This is a genomic window from Massilia forsythiae, from assembly GCF_012849555.1.
Lineage (GTDB): Bacteria > Pseudomonadota > Gammaproteobacteria > Burkholderiales > Burkholderiaceae_D > Telluria > Telluria forsythiae.
Map to the genome: position 1 here is coordinate 2,393,683 of NZ_CP051685.1, position 23,519 is coordinate 2,417,201.

Below are 23,519 nucleotides of genomic sequence, written 5' to 3' on the forward strand. Positions count from 1 at the left end.
CGCGGATGATTTGATGGCGGTTGGACGCTGGCACATCCGGTCACGAACCGGCCGCTGGCACAATGAAACACAACGTGCGCGGCGATCCCGTCCACGTCATGGATGCACGTGCATCCGGACGATACCGGCGCCGCCGGTGATTTGAACACACGCGGGCAACCGCACTGGACGAGGCACGATGGATATCACCAACTACATGCACACGATCGGCCGCCAGGCGCGCGCGGCCGCGCGCGCGATGGCGCGCGCCGACGGCGCCACCCGCAACCGCGCGCTGCTCTTGATCGCCGCCGCCATCGAGCGCGACGCCGACCGGCTGCGCGCCGCCAACGCGCGCGACCTCGACGCCGCGCGCGACAATGGCCTGGCGCCGGCCCTGCTGGAGCGCCTGGCGCTGTCCGACAAGGCGATTACGACCATGGTCGACGGCCTGCGCCAGATCGTCGCGCTGCCGGACCCGGTCGGCGAGATGAGCAACTTGAAATTCCGCCCGAGCGGCATCCAGGTCGGCCAGATGCGCGTGCCGCTGGGCGTGATCGGCATCATCTACGAGGCGCGCCCGAACGTGACGGTGGACGCGGCCGGCCTGTGCATCAAGAGCGGCAACGCCGCCATCCTGCGCGGCGGTTCGGAAGCGATCCACTGCAACCGCGCGCTGGCCGCGCTGGTGGCCGAGGGCTTGCGCGGCGCCGGCCTGCCGGAGCAGGGAGTACAAGTGGTCGACAGCGTCGACCGCGCCGCCGTCGGGGTGCTCATCACGATGCCGGAATACGTCGACGTGATCGTGCCGCGCGGCGGCAAGGGCTTGATCGAGCGCCTGATGCGCGAAGCCACGGTGCCGATGATCAAGCACCTGGACGGCATTTGCCACGTCTACATCGACGGCAAGGCCGACATCGCCAAGGCGCTGCCGATCGCGTTCAACGCCAAGACGCACCGCTACGGCACCTGCAACACCATGGAAACGCTGCTGGTGGCGCGAGACATTGCGCCCACGGTCTTGCCGCAACTGGCCGCGCTGTACGCCGCCAAGGAAGTCGAACTGCGCGCCGATGCGCAAGCGCTGGCGCTGCTGGACGGCTACCCGCGCCTGGCCGCCGCCACCGAGGACGACTGGCGCGCCGAATACCTGGCGCCGATCCTGGCGGTGAAGGTGGTAGACGGCATCGACGCGGCCATCGACCACATCAACACCTATTCGTCGAAGCACACCGACGCCATCGTCACCGAGGACTACAGCGACGCGCTGCGCTTCCTGCGCGAGGTGGATTCGGCTTCGGTGATGGTGAATGCCTCGACCCGCTTCGCCGACGGCTTCGAATACGGCCTGGGGGCCGAGATCGGCATCTCGAACGACAAGCTGCACGCGCGCGGGCCGGTGGGGCTGGAGGGGTTGACGTCGCTGAAGTACGTGGTGTTCGGGCATGGCGAGGTGCGGACGTAACGGTACTTCGAAACCGAAGCACCGTCGTCCCCGCGCAGGCGGGGACCCATACACTACTTCCAAAATCCGAAACTCACGAAAGCCGCCGTGTTTCCAACATAACGAATTCTGATGCTCGGCATGGGTCCCCGCCTGCGCGGGGACGACGTTCATCGGTCAACTAAACCAACCGGCTGCCCCGGCACGCCGGGAACCACCCACAAGGAACCGCATGTACCTCTGGATCAAATCCTTCCACCTCATCTTCGTCGCTTCCTGGTTCGCCGGCCTGTTCTACCTGCCGCGCATCTACGTGAACCTGGCCCAGGAAAGCAACCCGGCCGCGACCGAGCGCCTGCTCGGCATGGCGCGGCGCCTGCTGCGCTTCACCACGATGCTGGCGGTGCCGGCGCTGCTGCTGGGCTTGTGGTTGTGGCTGGGTTACCACATCCAGGGCGGCTGGCTGCACGCGAAATTGGCACTGGTGCTGCTGGTGATCGGCTACCATCACGCCTGCGCTTCGCTGCTGAAGAAATTCGAACGCGGCGTCAATACGCGCAGCCACAAGTGGTTCCGCGTGTTCAACGAAGTGCCGGTGCTGCTGCTGATCGCGATCGTGATCCTGGTGATCGTGAAGCCGTTCTGAGCGAAGCCGGCAATATCAAAGCGTCGTTCCCGCCTGCGCGAGGACGACAGTCATTCCACGGCCGGATCGATCCGGCCGCGTCATTTTCTACAACGGACAAAGGGTACCCCATGACCTCCTATTTTTGCCCCTGCCCGCGCGGCATGGAACAGGCGCTGGCCGACGAACTGGCCGAGATCGCGCAACACACGAACAGCCCGACGCTGAAGGTCCACAACCAGGTGCCGGGCGGCGTGCATTGCTCGGGCAGCATGCTCGACGCCTACCGCGTCAACCTGCACTCGCGCATCGCCTCGCGCGTGCTGATGCGCATGGCCAACCGCACCTACGCCAACGAGAACGACATCTACGACCTGGTGCTGGAACAGCCCTGGGAAGACTGGTTCGGCGTCGACCACACCATCCGCGTCGACATCACCGCCGTCAAATCGCCGCTGACCAGCCTGGAATTCACGACCTTGAAAATCAAGGACGCGGTGTGCGACCGCTTCCGCGACCAGTTCGGCAAGCGCCCGTCGGTCGACACGCGCACGCCCGACATGCGCATCGTCGGCTTCCTCGACCAGCGCAATTTCACGATCTACCTGGACACCTCGGGCGAAGCGCTGTTCAAGCGCGGCTGGCGCGAAGAGACCGGCGACGCGCCGCTGCGCGAGAACCTGGCTGCCGGCCTGCTGCGCGTGGCCGGCTGGAAGCCGGGCATGCCGCTGTTCGATCCGATGTGCGGCTCGGGCACGATCCTGATCGAGGCGGCGCAGATGGTGCAGGGCATCCCGCCCGGCGCGCGCCGGCGCTTCGCCTTCGAAAAATTCGCCAACTTCGAGCGCCAGGCCTGGCAGGACATGAAGGCAGCGATCAAGCCGAACCCGCTGCCCGCCGAGCCGACCATCTTCGGCTCCGACATCTCGGGCGACATGGTCGCCATGACCCGCCACAACCTGCGCTCGGCCGGCGTGCTGATCGAGGTGCCGCTCAAGCAGATCGAAGCGCAGCAGGTGCAGGCGCCGACGTCCCAGCCGGGCCTCCTGGTGACCAATCCGCCGTACGGCGAACGCATCGGCGTGCGCGGCGATTCCACCATCCCGCAGGACGAAATGGCGGTCGGCTTCTACCAGGCGCTGAGCACCACCCTGAAGCAGCGCTTCGCCGGCTGGACCGTGTACCTGTTCACCGCCGACCTCGGCCTGCCGAAGATGCTGCGCCTGAAGGAATCGCGCAAGACGCCGTTCTTCAACGGCGCCCTCGAATGCCGCCTGTTCCGCTTCGACATGGTGGCCGGCTTCAACCGCCGCGACGCAGCCAAGCCCGACAGCGCCAAACCCAAGCAGGACCACTAAGAAAGCCGCCATGCTGCCCGAACCCGATCCGGACAACCTGCCGAAAGACCCGGTCATCCCGGTGCCGCCGGCGCCGCCGCACAAGGTGACCATGCTGTCGGCCGGCGGTCTGGCGATGCTGCTGGCCGCGCTGTCGATGCTGGGGCCGTTCTCGGTGGACGCCTACCTGCCGGCCTTCCCGCGCATCCAGGAAACCCTGCAGGCGACGCCGATCGAGGTGCAGCAGACCCTGACCGCCTACATGCTGTCGTTCGCCATCATGTCGCTGTGGCACGGCGCGCTGTCGGATGCCTTCGGCCGGCGCAACGTGGTGCTGGTGGGGCTGGTCGTGTTCGCGGTCGGCACGCTCGGCTGCGCCGCCGCGCATTCGGTGCACTACCTGTGGGTCTTCCGCATCATCCAGGGGGTGTCGGCCGGGGCCGGGGTGGTGGTGGGGCGCGCCATCATCCGCGATTTGTACGCGGACGCGGCGGCAGCGCGCCTGCTGTCGATGGTGACGATGATCTTCTCGATCGCGCCGGCGATCGCGCCGGTGCTGGGCGGCTGGATCGTGACCCTGCTCGACTGGCGCGCGATCTTCCTGGCGCTGCTGGTGTTCAGCCTGGGGCTGTGGTACGTCTGCTGGCAGCACCTGCCCGAGACCATGCCGGTCGAGAAACGCCAGCCGTTCAACCCGCGCTTCCTCGGGCAGAGCTACTGGACCATCTTCGGTTCGGTGCCATTCCAGATGAAGTCAGGCGTGGTCGCCTTCAATTTCGGCGGCATGTTCCTGTTCATCGCCGGTGCGCCGGTGCTGCTGCCGGTACACCTGCACCTGGGGCCGTCGGACTTCGCCTGGCTGTTCGTGCCGGCGGTGAGCGGCATCTTCCTGGGCGCGCTGGCCGCCAACCGCATGGCCGGCAAGATGCCCTTCACGCGCCAGATCGGCATCGGCTACGCCTTCATGCTGGCGGCGGTGAGCGGCAGCGTGGCCTACCACGCGGTGCTGCCGCCGGCGCTGCCGTGGACCGTGCTGCCGATGTTCTTCTATAACTTCGGCAGCTCGATCATCAACCCCAGCGCGACGCTGCTGGCGCTCGACCTGTTCCCGAAGATCCGCGGCACGGTGGCGTCCTGCCAGTCCTTCGTGACCACGCTGATGGGCGCCCTGGTCGCCGGCGTCATCGCGCCGGCGCTGACCCATTCGGTGCTGGCGATGGCGCTGGGGCAGGCCGGCTTCGCGCTGGCCTCGCTGGCGTGCTGGCTGGTGTCGCGCCACTACCGCCGGCGCCAGGCGCGCGCCTGAATGAAAAAACGCCACCGGAGCGCAGCCCGGGCGGCGTGCCTGGCAGTAGAGCGAAAATCAGTTGGCCTTGGCGGCGCCGGTGTAGCTCAGCGTGGCGATTTCCTTTTGCGCTTCGTCGGCGCCGACCAGTTCCGGCACCACGTGGCCGACCATCAGGCCCATCGAGGTCTTGGTGCGCACGTACTTGGTTTCGCCCTTGTCGATCACGAAGCTGAGCTTGTTGCTGACTTCGGTGCTGGTGGCGGCTTCGTGGTTGCCGGCCTTGGTGTCCACGTAAAAATAGCCGCCAGGCTGCGATTTGCCGACGGCGGCGCCGTCCAGCGAGACTTGCGGCTGGATAGCGGCGCCGAGCATGCTGTTGGTGCGATAGAAGTAGACGCGGCCCTGCTCCGCGCCAAGCTTGGGCGTGCTGGCTTCCTGGTCGGCGAATTTGGGACCGGACGCGCAGCCGGTCAGGGCGATGGCCAGGGCAAGCATGCCGAAACGTGGGAATGACATGGATGAACTCCTTGTTGTTGTTAGTGATCGGGGGTGAAACGAAGCGGCAGCGGCGTCCGCAAGGGCGAGAATCCCGCCTCAGCCGGCAGATGGAAGCCGACCAGGGTATCGTCGCGGATCACCAGGTAGGCTTCGTGGATGTGGGCGCCTTCCAGGGTGAACACGCCGTTGACCGGACGTTACACCTCGCCCTGGGCGATGGATCCGCTGCGGCGCCAGGCGCTGCCGGGTTTCAGCGTGCGCGCATAGCCGGTGTCGAGCGTCAACTGCATACCTTGCGCCAGCGTGCGCGGGGCGATGACGGCCGTATCTGCCACGGGGATGAACGGCGCCGGCGTATGCCGAACCGCCGCGCAGCCACCCAGGCCGAGAGTCAGGCAAAGCAGCCAGGCACGATTCCTGGATTGAAGGAAAGAAAGTTTCATGGCCGGGTCATAGCGGTTTTTACCGGCCTGAATTCTCTCGAATAGTCACTCTGACAATATGAATTTCTTGATCACACTGTAGTATTTTTACAAATGCGTTGTGCGAATAGAGCAATGCCTCGAATGCGCCGGCGAGTCGCTGCCGATTGGCAGAATTCGCTTGATTATTATGCTATGTCACTAAGACAATTGTGAACGACCATGCAGAACGCGTGATCCATTGCGGTAGCAATCATTGTTAACTAGAAGAAATATTACCGTGATACTATAAGCTGTTGATTCCGAAATCTATCCGAAACTAATTTTGTTTTCATAACTACAAGAACGCGCGACGCGCAGTGCCAACGTCCGCCTTGCCCCATGAACTAGCAGCCGTGCTCGAGACCCTACAACCAGACCAGGATATCCGCAATCGTTTGCTGATCGCACGGCTGCCGGCCATGCCGCAAATCCTCATCAAGCTGCTCGCCCACCTGCAGGCGGACGACCTCGGCATGGCGGAACTGGCCAAGCTGGTGGCCAAGGATGCCGGCATGACCGGCAAGATCCTGACGGTGGCCAACAGCTCGGCCTATCACCGCAGCGGGCGCCAGGCCGACCTGGAGCAGGCGATGATGGCGCTGGGCACCGACATGATCAAGATCCTGGTCATCAGCGAATCGGTGTTCCAGACCTTCAACCGCTTTCCGCATTCGGGCGCCACCGACCTGCGCGCGTTCTGGAAGAATTCGCTGACCAGCGCGGTGCTGGCGCGCGAACTGGCGCGCCGCATCGGTTATGCCCAGTCCGACGAAGCCTACCTGGCCGGCCTGCTGCACAACGTCGGCCGCCTGGCGCTGCTGGCGGCGGCGCCGCGCGAGTACGCCTTCAATTTCACCGCGCGCGACGACGCCGACCTGTGCGCGGTGGAAGAACGCACCCTGCAGATCACCCACGTCGAGGCCGGCGCCTGGCTGATCGAGCGCTGGCAGCTCGATTCCTTCCTGGCCGATTCGGTGCTGTACCACCACGAGCCGAGCGAGCGCCTGGAAGCGGCCCATCCGCTGATCCGCCTGGTGCGCACGGCGCACGTGCTGTCCACCCATGCCGACGATGCGCGCCAGGTGCTGGAAGCCTGTGCGCTGTGCGGCATCGATCCGGACGAGGCCGGCGACATGCTGACCGCCGCCGCGCGCCAGGTCGAGAAGTCGGCGATCCACCTCGATATCGACCTGGAAGGCGCCGACGACGTCCCGGCCCCGAGCGCGCAGGCGCAGGTGCAGGCGGCTGCGGATCCGGTGCAGCAGCGCCTGGATGAAGAGATGCGCAACCTGGTGCTGGTGTCCGAGATCGGCCAGACCTTCGCGCGCCAGACCGGAGAGGGCGACCTGCTGGAATCGGTGACCCGCTCGGCGCGCATCCTGTTCGACTTCGAGAATGCCGTGGTGCTGCTGGAAAACCAGGCCGGCCAGGCGCTGGTGGGCGTGCCCGATGCCGGCCGCCAGCGCATCGGCGGCTTCGCCATCCCGCTGGCCAGGAACGGCGGCGCCGTGGCCAGGGCCGCGCTGGAGCGGCGCATGTCGCTGGTGCGGCGCGGCGCCCCGCTGGCCTTGCCGGAAGAGCAGCTGCTGCGCATGCTGGGCGCCGAGTCGCTGGTGTGCGTGCCGCTGGTATCGGGCGGACGCTGCCTGGGCGTGCTGGTCGGCGGCGTGGCCGGCTGGCAGCTGGCCGCCTACCAGAAGCGCGAACGCTTCCTGCAGTCGTTCGGCGCCCAGGCCGCCAGCGCGCTGGAAAACGCCATGGCGGCGCGCAACCGCACGCGGCGCCAGCTGGCCAGCATGGCCGAGGAATACCGCGAAGCCTCGCGCCGCGTGGCGCACGAGGTCAACAACCCGCTGGCCATCATCAAGAACTACCTGTCGGTCCTGGACAGCAAGCTGGAGCGCCAGGAATCGGTGGGCAGCGAACTGTCGGTGCTGCACGACGAGATCGACCGCGTCGGCCAGCTGATCAACGGCCTGGGCGATTCCGGCACCGGTGCCGGCGGTCTCGGCGCCGGCGGCGGCGGCGCCATGGCGGCGTTCGCCGATGTCGCCCGCGTCGCCGACGACGTGCTGCGCCTGTTCCGCGGCACCGGCTTCGTGCCGTCCAACGTCGACATCGCCACCAGCTTCGGCGGCCACGACAACCGCGTCGCCGGCGACCCGGACACGCTCAGGCAGATCCTGGTCAACCTGGTCAAGAACGCGGTCGAGGCGCTGGGCGCACACGGCGGGCGCATCGAGATCGCCAACCGCGGCCACGTCACCCGCGAGCGCAGGCTGTACCTGGAGCTGGCCGTCGCCGACACCGGCCCCGGCCTGCCGCCGGCGGTGCTGGCCAACCTGTTTTCTCCCGTGGCGAGCACGAAGGAGGGGCCGCACCGCGGCCTCGGCCTGTCGATCGTGCACGGCCTGGTCAAGCAGCTGGACGGGCACATCGCTTGCCGCAGCGGCAAGACCGGGACCAGTTTCGACATCCTGCTGCCGGCGCATGCCGGCGCCGGCGCCCCGGCCGCGTTGCCGGCGCGCGCGCTTGGCCCCGCATAAGACAACAATGAATCCACATTCCGCAGGCCTTACTTCCACCAACGTTTCCCGTTCCACGCCGTCCGCCGAGAACCTGCCGTCGAGTGCCGTCTCCGGCGCCATCGCCGGACCCGGTTCCCAACCTCGCCTGCTGCTGGTCGACGACGAGCCGCTGATGCTGGCCACGCTGCACGAGCTGCTGCGCGGGCGCGGCTACCAGCTGGTCACCGCCACCACCGGCGGCCAGGCGCTGGCCCAGCTGTCGGCGCAGCGCTTCGACCTGGTGCTGCTCGACCTGCGCCTGCCCGACATCAGCGGCCACCAGGTGATGGACTACATCAACGACAAGCGCCTCGGCGCCGACGTCATCGTGATGAGCGGCGAGGTGGGCATCGACGCCGCCATCGGCGCCCTCAAGCGCGGCGCCTACGACTACCTGCGCAAGCCGTACAGCCGCGAGGAACTGCTCAAGACGGTCGCCAACGCGCTCGGCAAGCGCACGCTGGAACAGGCCAACGCGCGCATCGCGACCCAGCTGGAAAACTCGGAAAAGATGTACCGCTACCTGGTCGACTCGTCGCCGGACATCATCTACACGCTCAACAACGAAGGCCGCTTCACCTTCGTCAACGACCGCGCCTACCAGCTGCTCGGCTACCAGCGCGACGAGCTGATCGGCCAGCACTACTCGATCCTGGTGCACGACGAGGACCTGGAACGGGCGCGTTACCTGTTCAACGAGCGCCGCGTCGACGAGCGCGCCGCGCGCAACGTCGAGCTGCGCCTGAAGTGCCACGCCACCGCCACCGACGAGCGCACCTTCAACACCACCCTGATGACCATCTCGCTGAACGCGATGGGCATGCACGTGCCCGACCAGGCGGTGCGGAAGCTGGAATTCTTCGGCACCTACGGCGTGGCGCGCGACATCACCGACCGCAAGCGCGCGGAAGAGGTGATCTCGTACCAGGCCTACCACGACATCCTGACCGACCTGCCGAACCGGATCCTGTTCAAGGACCGCCTCGGGCTGGCGGTGATCCAGGCCAAGCGCAAGCGCACCGAACTGGCGGTGATGTTCATCGACCTGGACCGCTTCAAGCTGGTGAACGACACCCTCGGCCACGTCAAGGGCGACGAACTGCTGCAGCAGGCATCCCAGCGTCTCAAGGAGTGCCTGCGCAAGGGCGATACGCTGGCGCGCCAGGGCGGCGACGAGTTCACCATCGTGCTGCCCGAGCTGCGCTCGCGCGACGACGCGCGCGCGGTGGCCGACAATTTTCTCGAACGCCTGCAGCAGCCGTTCGACCTGGACGGCCACGAAGTCCACATCTCGGCCTCGATCGGCATCGCCATCTACCCGGGCCACGGCGAATCGATCGACGAACTGCTGCGCCACGCCGACATCGCCATGTACCAGGTCAAGGGACAAGGCAAGAACGGCCACGCCTTCTACGACCCGTCGATGCAGGACGTCTCGCACCAGAAGATCGCGCTCGAGCAGAGCCTGCGCAAGGCACTCGAGCACGGCGAGCTGGAGATGTACTACCAACCGCAGATCGACGCCATCAGCGGCCGCATCGTCGGCGCCGAGGCGCTGATGCGCTGGAACCACCCGACGCGCGGCATGGTCTCGCCCGGCGAGTTCCTGCCGTTCGCCGAAGAGAATGGCCTGATGCTGCCGATCTCGGACTGGATGATCGGCGCCCTGTGCCGCGACATGCTGAAGTGGGACAGCGCCGGCAACGGCGTGCGCCTGTCGCTCAACCTGTCGCCGCAGTACCTGGACCGCGGCGACTTCTTCGAGAAGATGCGCGGCGCCCTTGCCCAGCACGCGATCGCGCCCGGCCAGATCGAGATCGAGATCACCGAGAACATCTGCATCCGCAACCCGCAGCACGCGATCGAGCAGCTGAACAAGCTGGGCCAGCTCGGCGTGTCGGTGGCGATCGACGACTTCGGCACCGGCTATTCGTCGCTGGCCTACCTGCACCGCTTCCCGGTGCACACCATCAAGATCGACCAGTCCTTCGTCAAGGAGATCCACGACGAGCACGGACACTATCCGGTGGTGCTGGCGATCATCTCGATCGCGCGCGGCCTGGGCCTGAACCTGGTGGCGGAAGGCGTCGAGACCGACGCCCAGGCGCGCTACCTGCGTGCCAACGGCTGCCTGACCATGCAGGGCTACCTGTACCACCGCCCGATGCCGCTGGAGCGCTTTGCCGACGTGCTGCGCGTGCAGGGCCAGCCGGCCGGCGCCGCCCCGCTGATGGCGTTCCGGGCTTGAGCGCGCGGACCGCCAGCGATGCCGCCACCCATCGCCAGCGGCGGCAGCAGCGCCGCCGCTAGCACCGACCATGGCCTGCACGGCGCGCACTTCCTGCGCCTGAAGGACCAGGCCGAGCGTGGCGACCCGGCCGCCCAGCACGGCCTGGGCTTCATGTACGCCAACGGCCAGGGCGTGGCGCGCAACGACGCGCTGGCCCTGGCCTGGTACCGCATGGCGGCCAGCGCCGGCCTGGCGCAGGCGCAGTACAACCTGGGCGTGATGCTGCAGAAGGGGCAGGGCGCCGCCGCCGATCCGGCCCAGGCCGGCCACTGGTACCGCCTGGCGGCCGAGCAGGGCTACGCGCCGGCCCAGTACAACCTCGGCTGGCTGCACGCCAAGGGACAAGGCACGCCGGCCGACGTGCAGCAGGCGCTGTTCTGGTTCGGCCGCGCCGCCGAGCAGGGCGACCCCGGCGCCCAGCACAATCTTGGCATGATGTACGAAAGCGGCAAGGGCGTGGCCCAGGATGCCGTTCGCGCCCTCGATTGGTACGGGCGCGCTGCCGGCCAGGGTTATGCGCGTTCCCAGTTCGCGCTGGCGCTGCGCTACGACGGCGGCCAGGGCGTGGCGCGCGATCCGGCGCTGGCGACCGACTGGTTCCGCAAGGCCGCCGACCAGGGCTACGCGCCGGCCCAGTTCAATCTCGCCCTGCGCTACGACAAGGGGCAGCACCTGCCGCAGGACAGCGGCCAGGCCGTGCTGTGGTACGGCCGCGCCGCGGAGCAGGGCCATGCCAGCGCCCAGTTCAACCTGGCGCTGATCCACGACGGCGGCCAGGGCGTGGCGCGCGACCCGGCGCTGGCGCTGGCCTGGTTCCGCAAGGCCGCGGACCAGGGCCACGCCGGCGCCCGCAACAACCTCGGCCTGCGCTACGAGCACGGCCAGGGCGTGCCGCAGGACCACGTGCAGGCGGCGCACTGGTACCGCCTGGCGGCCGAGCAGGACTTCGCCGCCGCCCAGTACCACCTCGGCCTGCTGCACGAGGCCGGCCTCGGGGTGGCGCGCGATGCCGCCGCGGCCGCCGCCTGGCAGCGCCGCGCCGCCGAGCAGGGCCACCTGCGCGCCCAGTTCGACCTGGCGCTGCGCTGCGAAAGCGGCAACGGCGTGCCGCAGGATGCGCGCCAGGCGCTGCATTGGTACCGCAAGGCCGCCGACCAGGACTACGCACCGGCCCAGTACATGGTGGGGCAGATGCTGGACCGCGCCGATGCCGGCCCCGGCGGCGCGGCCGATGCGCGCCAGGCGTCCGGCTGGTACCGCAAGGCGGCCGAGCAGGGCCACGCGCTGGCCCAGTTCGCGCTCGGCCTGCGCTACGACAGCGCCCGCGGCGTCGAACGCGACTATCAGGCCGCCCATGCCTGGTACCTGTGCGCGGCGCGCCAGGGCCATGCGCGCGCCCAGTACAACTTGGGCGTGATGTACGCGGCCGGCCAGGGCGTGGCGGCCGACCTGGCCGAAGCGTATGCATGGCTGCAGCGCGCCGCTGGCGCCGGCCTGGCGCCGGCCGCGGCCTACCTGCAGCGCGTGGCGGCGCGCATGGAGCCGGCGCTGCTGGAACAGGCGCAACGGCAGGCGGGAGCGGCATGAACCGTAGTCCCCGCGAAGGCGGGGACCCATGCTCAGTATCCAAAATCGGTATCTTGAAACATGCGGTATGCTTCTAATGTATCGAATCCTGTTACTCGGCATGGGTCCCCGCCAAGGGGGCCGCCGAGGCCGGGGACGACGCTTCTCGAGTCAGCAATATCATTGGTATTACCCGCGCGCGTGGCTGTGCACCTCCACCTCCCTGAACTCGACCAGCACCGTGGCCCCGCTGGCATACAGGATCTCGTGCCGGAAGAAGCCGTCGCCGGCATCGGTCAGTTCATGGTAGCCGAGGTCGCCGAAACCCTCGCCGTCGCGGTACAGCAGCGGCGGCTCGGCCGGGAAGTCGACCAGGATGCGGCGCACCGTGCGGTAGCGCAGCGTCCACACCAGCTGGTCATACACGTCGAGGATGTCCAGCGCCACCCGCACCGGGTGGTTGCCGGGCGCGACCCACGGGCGCGGCGGCTGGCCGAGCGGCGCCGGGCGGCTGCCGTCGGCGATGTCCAGGCGCAGCAATTCGCCTTCGTAGATGTCGACGCGCTCGAAAAAGGCGAACACGTGCTCCGGCAGGCGCGGCCGCATCGCTTCCAGCTGCGCGTGGTAGGCGCGCAGCACCTTGCCGCGGCTGCCGGCAGGGTTTTCTCCCTGCTCGGCATCCTCGCCGTCGCGGGTGCTGGCCCAGAATTCCTTGGTAAAAAATTTCATGTGATTTCAGCCGTATGGGAATTGCGACATGAGTGCGTTCGCGCACCGCAGACGGCATGCGAACTGGGGTATACTGTACATCCATACAGTATTTCTGCCAAGATGGAACTCAAAGACAAACTCGAGATCCTGGCCGATGCCGCCAAGTACGACGCATCCTGCGCCAGCAGCGGTGCGCCCAAGCGCGACTCGGTCGACAAGGATGGATTGGGCGCCACCACGGGCATGGGAATCTGTCACAGCTACACGCCGGACGGGCGCTGCGTGTCGCTGCTGAAAATCCTGCTGACCAACTTCTGCGTCTACGACTGCCAGTACTGCGTCAACCGGCGCAGCTCGAACGTGCCGCGCGCGCGCTTCACGGTCGACGAAGTGGTCAAGCTGACCCAGGATTTTTACCTGCGCAACTACATCGACGGCCTGTTCCTGAGTTCCGGCATCATCCAGTCGAGCGACTACACGATGGAGCAGCTGGTCGAGGTGGCGCGCCGCCTGCGCGAGGACCACAAGTTCCGCGGCTACATCCACCTGAAGACGATCCCGGATGCCGACCCGCGCCTGATCGAACTGGCCGGCAAGTACGCCGACCGCCTGTCCGTCAACATCGAATTGCCGACCCAGGACAGCGTGACGCGGCTGGCGCCGGAAAAGAGCGTGCACACGATCAAGCTGGCGATGGGTTCGATCCGCACCAAGCTCGACGAAAAGGACGACCACCCCAAGGCGCCGGTGTTCGCGCCGGCCGGCCAGAGCACGCAGATGATCGTCGGCGCCGACGCCAGCGACGACCAGACCATCCTCAACACGGCGCAGACGCTGTACGGCAGTTATAAACTGAAGCGGGTGTATTACTCGGCCTTCAGCCCGATCCCGCAGAGTCCGTCCAGCGTGCCGTCGGCACCGCCGCCGCTGCTGCGCGAGCACCGCCTGTACCAGGCCGACTTCCTGATGCGCGGCTACGGCTTCAATGCCGGCGAGATCCTGCCGCAATCCGGTAACCTGGCGCTGGATATCGACCCCAAGCTGGGTTGGGCGCTGGCCAACCGCGAACACTTCCCGCTCGACCTGAACCGCGCCGACGAAAGCATGATCGCGCGCGTGCCCGGCATCGGCCTGCGCTCGGCCAAGCGCCTGATCGACCTGCGCCGCCTGCGACGCATCCGCTGGGAAGATCTGTCGCGCCTGCGCTGCAGCCTGAAAAAGCTGGCGCCCTTCGTGGTGGTCGCCGACTACAAGCCGGCGCAGGGCATGGCTTCGTCCGAGCTGCTGCGGCGCCACCTGGCCGACGCGCCCGAGCAGATGAATCTGTTTCCGGAGCTGCAGGCCGCATGAACGACGACCGCCCGGCGGACCGGTCCGCGCATTCATTCCCGCCGGCGCACGCGCCGGCGGCCGATCCCGCGCCGGCCGATCCCGCGCAGCCGGCTGCGGCCCGGGCCGGCGCGGCCGGTGCGCCGGCCTTCCTCGCCGTGCGCCTGGTGCTGGCCCGGCAGCCGCTGCTGGTCGCTTCCTTCGCCGAATGGCGCGAGGCGGCGCGCGCCTTGCTGGCCTACGAGATCGCCCCGGAACGCGTGACCTGGGGTTCGCCGCACGGCGGCGGCGACCTGTTCACGAGCACGCCGCAGACCGACCTGGCGCAGGACGCCGCCATGCCGGCGCAGGCCGGCGCCGCGCCGGAAGGCGGCGCCGATACGGCCGCCGACGCCGTTGCTGCCGGCGCGCCCGATGTGGCGTCGCTGCCGCCGCTGCCGGCCCGTACGCCGCGTCCGACTCCGCACCTGCCGCGCTCGTTCATGGAGATGCTGCAGAGCGCCGCCTGCTGCCGCGTGCCGGACCGCTGGGCCTTTTTGTACCGCGTCATCTGGCGCTGGCAGCTGGGCCAGCACGACGTGCAGTCGCCCGCCGACGAGGATGGCGCGCGCCTGCAGGCGATGGTGAAGGCGGTGCGCCGCGAAGAGCACGACATGCACGCCTACATCCGCTTCCGCGAGCGGCCGGAGGAGGCCGGCGCGCCGCGCTTCGTGGCCTGGTACGAGCCGCAGCACGATGTGCTGCCGCAGGTGGCAAAGCACTTCGTCAACCGCATGGGCAAGGTCAGCTGGATGATCGCCACGCCCGACGCCAGCGTATTGTGGGATGGCCGCACGCTGCACAACGCCGGCCCGCTGGTGAAGGGAGAGGAAGAGCTGGAAGACGGCGGCGAAGCGCTGTGGCTCACCTATTACCGCAGCATCTTCAACCCGGCGCGCCTGAACACCACCGTGATGCAGCAGCATATCCAGTCGCACCGCTGGAAGAACCTGCCGGAGGGGAAGATCGTGCCGCACATGGTCAGCGAAGCCGCCATGGGCGCGCGCAAGATCGGCCAGTTCCAGGCGGTCGGCCAGCGCCGCGGCACCACCATCCCGATCGCCCCGGAAGCCGCCCAGCCCGATCGCCAGCAGCCGTCCAAACTGGACGAATGCCGCCGCTGCACGCTGTGGGAATTCGCGACCCAGGCGGTGCCGGGCATCGGCCCGCAACAGGCGCAGATCATGTTCGTCGGCGAGCAGCCGGGCGACCAGGAAGACTTGTCCGGCCAGCCTTTCATCGGCCCGGCCGGCCAGCTGCTCGACCGCGTGTGCGCGAATGCCGGCGTCGACCGCGAGACCATCTACGTCACCAACGCCGTAAAACATTTCAAGTGGGAGCCGCGCGGCAAGCGCCGCCTGCACAAGACGCCGGCGCAGCAGGAAATCGAGGCCTGCCACTACTGGCTCGACAAGGAACTGGCGCAGGTGAACCCGACCGTCATCGTGGCGCTCGGCGCAACCGCGCTGAAATCGGTGCTGCGCACCGCCAACGTCACGCTGCGCAATTCGCTCGGCAAGCCGATGCGCGTCGGCGGGCGCTGGGTGGTGACGACTTACCACCCGTCGTACGTGCTGCGGGTGCCGAGCGAAGAGGCCAAGCGCGAAGCCTTTAATATCATGGTCGACAGCCTCAAGCTGGCCCACCAGTTGCTGGAGCGTCCGCTGGAAGAGCCGGACCAGCAGGACCGGCTCATCTAGGATCGCCTGCCTGCCGGCCATCCGGAACGGCAGGCATATGCATTCAAAAAACATAACAATGCGTGCGTAACTACGCTAAGCTTGCTCATCGATTCTCTTGACGTACAACAACAAAGGGATACATATGAGCAAACGAAGCCTGTGCGCATTGTCGTTCGGCTTGCTGGCGCTGCCGGCGCTGGCCCAGGATGGCGTGCAGCCTGCCGCTGCGACGACTGCCGTGCCCGCCGTGGTCGCCGCGCAGCCGGTGGCACAGCCGGCCGCTGCCGACGTCGTGGCGGAAGCGCCGGCGCAGCAGGTGCTGGTGTCCGGCCGCCGTCCCGGTCCCGGCCTGTGGAAAGTGTCGAAGGGCGAGCACGTCCTGTGGGTGTTCGGCCTGTATTCGCCGCTGCCGCAGAAAATGCAATGGGATGCCGGCCGCGTCGAGCGCCTGGTGGCGCAATCGCAGGAAGTGCTGCTGCCGCCGTTCGCGGCCATCGGCACCAGCTGGATCGGCACCCTCACCGTGCTGCCGGCGATGATCGGCATGAAGAAGAACCCCGACGGCGCCAAGCTGCACGACGTCGTGCCGGACGACGTCTATGCGCGCTGGCAGGCGCTCAAGGGAAAGTACATCGGTGACGAGGACGGCGTCGAACGCTACCGGCCGATCTTTGCGGCGGAAGAATTGATGGAAGCCGGCCTCAGGAAGAACGGCCTGGTCCGCTCGGGCGAAGTGCGCGAGCAGATCGAGAAGATCGCCAGGCGCCACGACGTCAAGACCACCAAGACCGGCTTCACCATCGAGATCGACAGCCCGGGGCGTGCGCTGGCCGACTTCAAGAAGTCGCAGATGCAGGACGTGGCCTGCTTCACCAAGACCCTGGAGCGCTTCGAGGGCGACATGGATGCGATGCGCACGCGCGCCAACGCCTGGGCCAACGGCGACCTCGCAGCCATCCGCAACCTCGACTTCGCCGAGCGCGAGGACACCTGCAACGATGCCGTGTTCAGCAGTTCCTTCGCGAAAAACAACCCCGCATTCCAGGGCATGCGCGAGCGTCGCCTGGCGACCTGGCTGACGGCCGCCGAGCGCGCCCTTGCCGGCAATGCGTCCAGCGTCGCCATGCTGTCGATGAACGACGTGCTGGGGTCGAAGAGCTACCTGGCGGCGCTGCAGGCCAGGGGCTACACGGTCGAGAGCCCGAAGTGAGCGGTGCGGCAGGCATGACGAAGCGGATGAAGGCAGCAGGAATACAGCGTACGGTGTGCCGGCTGGCCGGGCAGGGCGCCTGTGCGCTGGCGCTGGGCGCGGTGCTGGCGCCGGCCCTGGCGCAGCACGATGCGGCCGGCGCCCCGGTAGCGGCAGCACAAGCGCAGGGCGGGCAGGCGCAGCCAATCCAGGTGCTGGCGCAGCAGGCGGCCGCCGCGGATCGGGAAGCCGCGCGTGCGGAAGCGGCGCAGCAGCAGTCGATGCAGCAGCCGATGGAGGAAGATGCGGCGCCGGCGCAACCAGCGGCCCAGATCGTGGTGACCGGCCGCCGTCCCGGCCCCGGCGTCTGGAAGGTGTCCAGGGATGGCCACGTGCTGTGGGTGTTCGGCCTGTATTCCCCGCTGCCGCGCAACATGGAATGGGATGCCGGCCGCGTCGAGCGCCTGGTGGCGCAGTCGCAGGAAGTGCTGCTGCCGCCGTCGGCCCAGGCGAAGCTCGGCTTCTGGAAAGGGTTGACCCTGCTGCCGGCGTTGCCGGGCCTGATCGGCATCACGAAGAACCCGGACGGCGCCACGCTGCAGGAGGTGCTGCCGCCCGACGTGTACGCACGCTGGAGCGGCCTGAAAGCCAAGTACATCGGCAAGGACGACGACCTGGAAACCCAGCGTCCGCTGTTCGCGGCGCAGCGGCTGCTGCGCGCCGGACGCGACCGCAATGGCCTGGCGGACAGCGGCGTCGTGCGCGAGCAGATTTTCCAGATCGCCAGGAAGAACAAGGTCAAGCTGGTACCGACCGGCTTCGAGCTGCCGCTGGAAACCGCCCAGATCAAGCAGGGCATCAAGGATTTCAAGGCGGCGCGCCTGGAAGACGTGGCCTGTTTCGACAAGACGCTGGCCAGCCTGGAAGGCGACCTCGACGCCATGCGCACGCGCGCCAACGCCTGGGCCGACGGCGACATCGCCGCCATCCGCAGCCTGGATTATTCCGCGCGCGAGGATGCCTGCGATGCCGCCATCCTGACCAGCAACATGGCGCGCAACAACGCGGATTTCCGCACCGTGCGCGAGCGCCTGCGCACGACCTGGCTGGACGCGGCGCAGCAGGCGCTCGACAGGAACAGCGTCACCTTCGCCATCCTCGATATGAAGGACCTGGTGGAGCGTAACGGCTACCTGGCAACGCTGCAGGAGCGCGGGTACACGGTCGAGAGCCCGAAATAATACCTGGGCGCCCGCCTCAGGCCGTATCGCCCGCCGGCCCGAACATGTCTTCGCGCGCCGCCGCCTGCGCCACGCGCGCGCCCGGCGCCACGTCGTGGGTCACCCACACGTTGCCGCCGATGACGGCGCCCTTGCCGATCGTGATCCGCCCCAGCACGGTGGCGCCGGCGTAGATGACCACGTCGTCCTCGACCACCGGATGGCGCGGCAAGCCCTTCTGCAGGGTGCCGTCGGCGTCCGCCGGAAAGCGCCGCGCGCCCAGCGTGACGGCCTGGTACAGGCGCACGTGCTGGCCGATGACCGCGGTCTCGCCGATGACGACGCCGGTGCCGTGGTCGATGAAGAAACCGGCGCCGATGGTGGCGCCGGGGTGGATGTCGATGCCGGTCTGCCCGTGCGCCAGCTCGGCGATGATGCGCGCCAGCAGCGGCAGGCCGAGGCGGTACAGGCTGTGCGCCAGGCGGTGGTGGATCATCGCCAGGATGCCCGGATAGCACAGCAGCACTTCGTCGACGCTGCGCGCCGCCGGGTCGCCCTGGTAGGCGGCCAGCACGTCGCTGTCGAGCAGCGCGCGGATGGCCGGCAGCGCCGCGCCGAAGGTACGCGTGATGTCCATGGCACGCGCGTCGATGTCGGCATCGGCGGCGGCGTCGGCAGCGGCATCGCCGCGCTGGCGCAGAGCCGCGTTGTAGCGCAGTTCCAGGCGCACCTGGCGCAGCAGCGCGTGCAGGGCCGCGTCGAGCGCGTGGGCGACATGGAAATCCTCGCTTTCCGGGCGCAGCTCGGGCGGGCCCAGGCGCATCGGAAACAGCAGGCTCTTGAGTTGCCCGACGATGGTGCCGAGCGCGTCGCGCGAAGGAAATTCGATGCCGCTCAACTCGCCGGTCGGCCGGTGCGCCGCGCGCCAGCGGCTGCGCGCCTCGTGCAGGCCGTGCACGATCGCGCCGATGTCGAAGTCCGCCATCAGTCCATCCTTCGCGGCAGGGCGGGCAGGGGTGTTGTCGGTGAGTCAGGCGGCACGGTCGTTCTCCAAAACGATATGGACAAATTTTTAATATACGCGGGGGCGCGCATGCCTTCAAAAGAAGAAATCCGTATGAGGACATGCGAAAAACATGCTTGGCGCATCATGAGACAGTCCAGTGTAGCGGAGCGGCTAGCCGTACAAGTTGTGGCGTATCGCGTGCGCATAATGCTGGTCCAGCTGCGCCGCCTCGGCCTGGTCGGCCGGACGGCCTGCGGCGGCGGCGTTCAGCGCGACCACCATCTGGCCGGGCGTCGGCAATGCATGGCGGTCGAGCCGCGCTTCCTCTTTCCACAAACCGGCGCGGTTGACCGCTTTGCCGCAATGGAACAGCACTTCGTCGATCGCCACCACGGTCGCGGCCTTGGGTATCTTGCTCCCTTCGGCCAGGCACGCCAGCAGGCCGGGCTCGACCGTGGCGCGCGCGCGGCCGTTGATGCGCATGAAGATATCCAATCCCGGAAACAGGAACAGCATGCCGGCGCGTTCGTCGCACTCGAGGTTGCGCAGCGATTCGATGCGGTTGTTGCCGGGCCAGTCGGCAAAGGCGACGTGGTGGGCGTCGAGCACGTGCACGAAACCGGGCGGCCCGCCGCGCGGCGAGGCGTCCAGGCCGCGCTCGCTGCCGGTGGCCAGGCAAAAGAAGGTGGCCGCCTTCAGGTAATCGACATGGAAGTCGATCAAGCGATCCAGCACGCTTTTCTGGATGCGCTCGGCGGGCGGATCGTACAGCGCGTCGAGGTCGGGGCGGGTGGCGGCAGGGGGCAGCGAATGGTGCTCGGACATGATGGGTTCCTTTCGATAAACGGCAAGCTCGAAGCCACTGTAATCCGCGCCTGGATGGCGCCTGTACAATAGCCGAGCCAACTTGTATCGATTCGACGCCATGCCCGAACTCAGCAAGGCGCTTGCCGCCATCCATTCCTCCGACGATGGGCCGATCCTGATTGCCGTGGCCGGCACCGACGACGGCGAACGCGCTTCGCCGCCGCACAGCCATAGCCGCGGACAATTGTTCGCATCGACACGCGGCTTGGTGACGGTCGGACTGGACACCGGCATGTGGGTGCTGCCGACCACGCACGCGGTGTGGGTGCCGCCGCACCACCGGCACTGGGCCGGCTCGCATGGACCATTTCAGGGTTTTGTCGTATATGTGGCGGAAGACCAATGCGCCGGCCTGCCGGCGCAACCGTGCAGTATCCGCCTGTCGAACCTGCTGCGCGAAGCGGTACTGCGCGCCGCCGTCTGGCCGGCGGGGCCGCTCGACGCCGGCGCCGAACGCATCGCCGCCGTCATCCTTGACGAGATCCGCACCCTGCCGGTCGATGCGCTGGAACTGCCCATGCCGAAGGAAGCGCGCTTGAACCGCATCGCCCAGGCCCTGATCGCCGCGCCCGACGACGGGCGCAGCCTGGAGGAATGGGCGGCCTGGGCCGCCATCGGGTCGCGCACGCTGAGCCGCCGCTTCGTGGACGAGACCGGTTTTACGTTCACCGCCTGGCGCCAGCGCGCGCGCCTGCTGCGAGCGCTGGCGATGCTGGCCGACGGCCACGCGGTAACGCGCATCGCGCTGGAGCTCGGCTATTCGACGCCGAGCACCTTCATCGCGCTGTTCAAGCGCACGTTCGGGGTGACGCCGGCGATCTATCGCATGCGGATTGGGGTCAATTAAACTATTGCCATCATATTCATGATGCCGAAATGACATAGCAGTGACTGTGGTATCGCATGTATTTTTCAGCGACATGATTGTGAAAACCGATACAGAAGATCGCTTGTGTTGATACAATGCAATATTGTATTGGTATCTCGCTAGCCTATCATGCTTATCAAAAGCGCAGACAGCAAGGATTCGCAGATCGCAATCCTTCAAAACCTCCTTTCTCACGAACGCGTTTCTGCAGAAAAAAAGAAACTGCTGGAAAAGCAGTTAAGGAACTTATCGATTGGTATTGCGACCGAAAAGCAGGCTGCATTCGAGATCGATTTCTACGCTGCCCCCAGTAAAAATTTGTTTGTCATCCATGATCTTCGGCTTGAAATCAATGGACGCGTAGCGCAAATCGATCATGTGTTGATGAACAGGCTCTTGGAGGTGTTTGTTCTGGAAACCAAGAGCTTCAGTACCGGTCTTGCAATCAACGATAGAGGAGAATTTTCCACCTTTTATGATGGAAAGGAAGTGGGCATTCCTTCTCCAGTAGAACAAAACGCCCGTCACATATCCGTCTTGAAGGATGCTTTCAAAGCGATCGGTCTGCCGAAACGCTTGGGCATTACTTTGCAGCCATCGTTTCACTCCGTGATTCTTGTATCGCCCAAAGCACTCATCAACCGTCCAAACATAGAAAATTTCGATGCGTCGATTATCAAGCTCGATCAATTTTTCTCTTGGTATAACGAAAAAATGAATGCTGTGAGCTTGAAAGACACTGTAGGGATATTCAAGGTCTGTTCGAGCGAAACGGTCAAGAGTCTTGGTGAAAAATTACTATCTCTGCATAAACCTGCCTACGTCGATTACATCAAAAGTTTCGATTTGGGACCGACTTTGTTGCGTAAAGAGCCAATCAGGGTTGTAGCTGATGAAACAAAGATCGACTCCGATATAAGCCCAACGAAGGACAAAGAAGAAACGAAGTATTTCTGCGCGAATTGCAAAAAGCCAATCGTTCAAGTGGTAGCCAAATATTGCTGGAACAACAAGCAACGATTTGGTGGTAAAGCGTATTGCCGTACGTGCCAAGCGAAGATGTGATGCAGCGCGGATTTGTCAAGCAGGTGTAAATCCGCGTAGAATGCAGGCAACGCGGGTGTAGCTCAATGGTAGAGCTGAAGCTTCCCAAGCTTATGACGAGGGTTCGATTCCCTTCACCCGCTCCATCCCGCAGACCTTCCTCCATTTAGCGCACCGCTCGACCGCCGGCGCGGTTACTGCGACAGCAAGCTCCCGCTCCGCCACGCCTTTTCACCCGCAATCTTGCACACGTTCATCCCGCGCAGCAGGTGCCGGTGCGCCGTGCTCGCGAACAGCACGCCGGTCTGCGTGGCGCGCAGCGTCGTCACCTTGCCGCTGACCGGATTGACGATGTCGGCCAGTGCATCGCCGGGCTGCACCCGCTCTCCCAGATTCTTGTGGAACACCAGCACGCCCGCGTGCGGCGCCGCCACCGGCTCCACGCCTTCCAGCGGTGTCGGCTGGGACAGCGGCGCCGGCAGCGGATCGAGTGCGATGTCGAGTATGCCCTGATGCCCCAGGTATTGCAGCAGGGCGTGCGCATCCTGCTCGGCCAAGTGGTAGCGTACGTCGTTCTCGCCGCGCAGTTCCACCGTCACGCCGATGCAGCCCATCGGCACCGCGGCGTCTGGAAACGCTGCGGCCAGGTCCCACCACAGGCGGCTGCAGGCTTCGTCGAACGGTTCGCCGCCGGATTCGCGCGCCAGCAGCGTGGCATGCGCGCCCATCAGTGCGGCCAGCGGTTTTACTTGCTCCGCCAGCGGGGTACCGGTGTACAGGTGCAGCACCGCTTCGTTGTCGCAGTGCAGGTCGAGCATGACGTCGGCGTCGATCGCCATGCCGAGCAGCGTCTTTTTCAGTTCCTGGGTTGCGCTTTCCGGCTGCCAGGCGGCCACCGAGCGGCGCGCGTGGCTGCGGATCAGGGCGGCGTTGGCATCGGCGTCGTTGCCCAGCTGGCCGCGCAGGCTGTGCTCGAGGTCGTTCGCCACGTGCTTGTAGGAGCGGTTGAAATTGATGCCGCTGGCGATGTCGAAGCGGCCGAACGGCGCGCCATGGATGACTTGCGACAGCCCGATCGGATTCGCCGCCGGCACCAGGATCACCTCGCCGACGACGCGGCCCTCGCGTTCGAGCCGTTCCAGCTCGCGCCGCAGCACGTGGGCGACCAGCATCGCCGGCACTTCGTCCGCGTGCAGCGACGCCTGGATGTACGCCTTCCTGCCGCTGCCGTCATTGCCCCGAGGCGTGCCGAAGTGGAACGAGGTCAACTGGAAGCCGGCGACATGGTCTTCGGTGGCGATCGGGTGGGACTGCTGGCGCATCGGGACATCTCCTCTGGTCGGACACACATTATGTCCGAGATGCCGCAGGCAAAGCGCAGCGCTCGCCACGTGCGCGGCCGGCGAGGGCGGAAATGCGCGCGCACGCTGGGGTATAATGACGCCCGTTTTTTCTCATCTTCTTTCCCCATGTCCGCAGACACGCCCACCAACGGCCAAGGCCGTC

General features: G+C 66.6%; 20 protein-coding genes and 1 tRNA gene. 14 read left to right on the forward strand and 7 right to left on the reverse strand.

From position 1 onward, the window contains the following. The first annotated feature begins 178 nt into the window (after positions 1 to 178). From HH212_RS10335 to HH212_RS10350, 4 genes are all read left to right on the forward strand, one after another. Positions 179 to 1,444, forward strand: coding sequence for a glutamate-5-semialdehyde dehydrogenase (locus HH212_RS10335; RefSeq protein WP_170202403.1), 1,266 nt, complete (start codon positions 179 to 181; stop codon positions 1,442 to 1,444). A gap of 211 nt (positions 1,445 to 1,655) precedes the next feature. Continuing rightward, the gene (locus HH212_RS10340) at positions 1,656 to 2,069 is read left to right on the forward strand and encodes a CopD family protein (RefSeq protein ID WP_170202404.1); all 414 of its coding nucleotides are present in this window, start codon (positions 1,656 to 1,658) and stop codon (positions 2,067 to 2,069) included. Between the two features lie 110 nt (positions 2,070 to 2,179). After that, the gene (locus HH212_RS10345) at positions 2,180 to 3,406 is read left to right on the forward strand and encodes a THUMP domain-containing class I SAM-dependent RNA methyltransferase (protein WP_441295194.1); all 1,227 of its coding nucleotides are present in this window, start codon (positions 2,180 to 2,182) and stop codon (positions 3,404 to 3,406) included. Between the two features lie 10 nt (positions 3,407 to 3,416). After that, on the forward strand, positions 3,417 to 4,691 hold the full coding sequence (locus HH212_RS10350; RefSeq protein ID WP_170202405.1) for a multidrug effflux MFS transporter: 1,275 nt from the start codon (positions 3,417 to 3,419) through the stop codon (positions 4,689 to 4,691). 57 nt (positions 4,692 to 4,748) lie between these two features. Here the strand turns inward: HH212_RS10350 and HH212_RS10355 are convergent, their stop codons facing one another. The 3 genes from HH212_RS10355 to HH212_RS10365 are packed head-to-tail and all read right to left on the reverse strand — an operon-like array spanning position 4,749 to position 5,614. Further along, positions 4,749 to 5,189, reverse strand: coding sequence for a DUF2846 domain-containing protein (locus HH212_RS10355; RefSeq protein WP_170202406.1), 441 nt, complete (start codon positions 5,187 to 5,189; stop codon positions 4,749 to 4,751). A gap of 20 nt (positions 5,190 to 5,209) precedes the next feature. Further along, entirely contained in the window at positions 5,210 to 5,353 is a 144-nt protein-coding gene (locus HH212_RS10360) for a hypothetical protein (RefSeq protein ID WP_170202407.1), read from the reverse strand. A 15-nt stretch (positions 5,354 to 5,368) separates the two neighbouring features. Further along, on the reverse strand, positions 5,369 to 5,614 hold the full coding sequence (locus HH212_RS10365; protein ID WP_170202408.1) for a hypothetical protein: 246 nt from the start codon (positions 5,612 to 5,614) through the stop codon (positions 5,369 to 5,371). Between the two features lie 440 nt (positions 5,615 to 6,054). Between HH212_RS10365 and HH212_RS10370 the strand changes: the two genes are divergently transcribed. The 3 genes from HH212_RS10370 to HH212_RS10380 are packed head-to-tail and all read left to right on the forward strand — an operon-like array spanning position 6,055 to position 12,079. Continuing rightward, positions 6,055 to 8,181 (forward strand): HDOD domain-containing protein, encoded by a 2,127-nt coding sequence (locus HH212_RS10370; protein WP_170202409.1) that lies wholly within the window; start codon positions 6,055 to 6,057, stop codon positions 8,179 to 8,181. A 7-nt stretch (positions 8,182 to 8,188) separates the two neighbouring features. Continuing rightward, positions 8,189 to 10,450, forward strand: coding sequence for a putative bifunctional diguanylate cyclase/phosphodiesterase (locus tag HH212_RS10375; RefSeq protein WP_170202410.1), 2,262 nt, complete (start codon positions 8,189 to 8,191; stop codon positions 10,448 to 10,450). A gap of 18 nt (positions 10,451 to 10,468) precedes the next feature. Beyond that, entirely contained in the window at positions 10,469 to 12,079 is a 1,611-nt protein-coding gene (locus HH212_RS10380; protein WP_170202411.1) for an SEL1-like repeat protein, read from the forward strand. Positions 12,080 to 12,247: 168 nt separating this feature from the next. On the opposite strand, the gene HH212_RS10385 is transcribed toward HH212_RS10380, so the two are convergent. Next, the gene (locus HH212_RS10385; RefSeq protein WP_170202412.1) at positions 12,248 to 12,787 is read right to left on the reverse strand and encodes a hypothetical protein; all 540 of its coding nucleotides are present in this window, start codon (positions 12,785 to 12,787) and stop codon (positions 12,248 to 12,250) included. A 102-nt stretch (positions 12,788 to 12,889) separates the two neighbouring features. Here HH212_RS10385 and HH212_RS10390 point away from each other — a divergent pair, with 102 nt between their 5' ends. The 4 genes from HH212_RS10390 to HH212_RS10405 all read left to right on the forward strand — a co-directional run bounded on the left by HH212_RS10390 (position 12,890) and on the right by HH212_RS10405 (position 18,249). Next, entirely contained in the window at positions 12,890 to 14,119 is a 1,230-nt protein-coding gene (locus HH212_RS10390; protein ID WP_170202413.1) for a putative DNA modification/repair radical SAM protein, read from the forward strand. Then, positions 14,116 to 15,837: a UdgX family uracil-DNA binding protein gene (locus HH212_RS10395; protein ID WP_170202414.1), complete on the forward strand. Its 1,722-nt coding sequence runs from the start codon at positions 14,116 to 14,118 to the stop codon at positions 15,835 to 15,837. Before HH212_RS10390 ends, HH212_RS10395 begins: the two co-directional genes overlap by 4 nt. A 124-nt stretch (positions 15,838 to 15,961) precedes the next feature. Continuing rightward, positions 15,962 to 17,029 (forward strand): TraB/GumN family protein, encoded by a 1,068-nt coding sequence (locus HH212_RS10400; RefSeq protein WP_170202415.1) that lies wholly within the window; start codon positions 15,962 to 15,964, stop codon positions 17,027 to 17,029. Positions 17,030 to 17,043: 14 nt separating this feature from the next. Then, a complete protein-coding gene (locus tag HH212_RS10405) occupies positions 17,044 to 18,249 on the forward strand; it encodes a TraB/GumN family protein (protein WP_170202416.1) in 1,206 nt (401 codons plus the stop codon). Positions 18,250 to 18,265: 16 nt separating this feature from the next. Here the strand turns inward: HH212_RS10405 and epsC are convergent, their stop codons facing one another. Together epsC and HH212_RS10415 are read right to left on the reverse strand one after the other, a co-directional pair. Continuing rightward, positions 18,266 to 19,213 carry a serine O-acetyltransferase EpsC gene (gene epsC / locus HH212_RS10410; RefSeq protein ID WP_170202417.1) on the reverse strand — a complete coding sequence of 316 codons (948 nt, stop codon included), beginning with the start codon at positions 19,211 to 19,213 and terminating at the stop codon, positions 18,266 to 18,268. Between the two features lie 192 nt (positions 19,214 to 19,405). After that, positions 19,406 to 20,059 (reverse strand): MSMEG_1061 family FMN-dependent PPOX-type flavoprotein, encoded by a 654-nt coding sequence (locus HH212_RS10415; protein WP_170202418.1) that lies wholly within the window; start codon positions 20,057 to 20,059, stop codon positions 19,406 to 19,408. A 100-nt stretch (positions 20,060 to 20,159) separates the two neighbouring features. Here HH212_RS10415 and HH212_RS10420 point away from each other — a divergent pair, with 100 nt between their 5' ends. The 3 genes from HH212_RS10420 to HH212_RS10430 all read left to right on the forward strand — a co-directional run bounded on the left by HH212_RS10420 (position 20,160) and on the right by HH212_RS10430 (position 22,159). Beyond that, positions 20,160 to 20,948: an AraC family transcriptional regulator gene (locus HH212_RS10420; RefSeq protein WP_170202419.1), complete on the forward strand. Its 789-nt coding sequence runs from the start codon at positions 20,160 to 20,162 to the stop codon at positions 20,946 to 20,948. Between the two features lie 150 nt (positions 20,949 to 21,098). After that, the gene (locus HH212_RS10425) at positions 21,099 to 22,034 is read left to right on the forward strand and encodes a nuclease-related domain-containing protein (RefSeq protein ID WP_170202420.1); all 936 of its coding nucleotides are present in this window, start codon (positions 21,099 to 21,101) and stop codon (positions 22,032 to 22,034) included. A 51-nt stretch (positions 22,035 to 22,085) separates the two neighbouring features. After that, a tRNA-Gly gene (locus tag HH212_RS10430) sits at positions 22,086 to 22,159 on the forward strand. 48 nt (positions 22,160 to 22,207) lie between these two features. Here the strand turns inward: HH212_RS10430 and HH212_RS10435 are convergent. Next, positions 22,208 to 23,335 carry a succinylglutamate desuccinylase/aspartoacylase family protein gene (locus HH212_RS10435; RefSeq protein ID WP_170202421.1) on the reverse strand — a complete coding sequence of 376 codons (1,128 nt, stop codon included), beginning with the start codon at positions 23,333 to 23,335 and terminating at the stop codon, positions 22,208 to 22,210. Between the last annotated feature and the right edge of the window lie 184 nt (positions 23,336 to 23,519).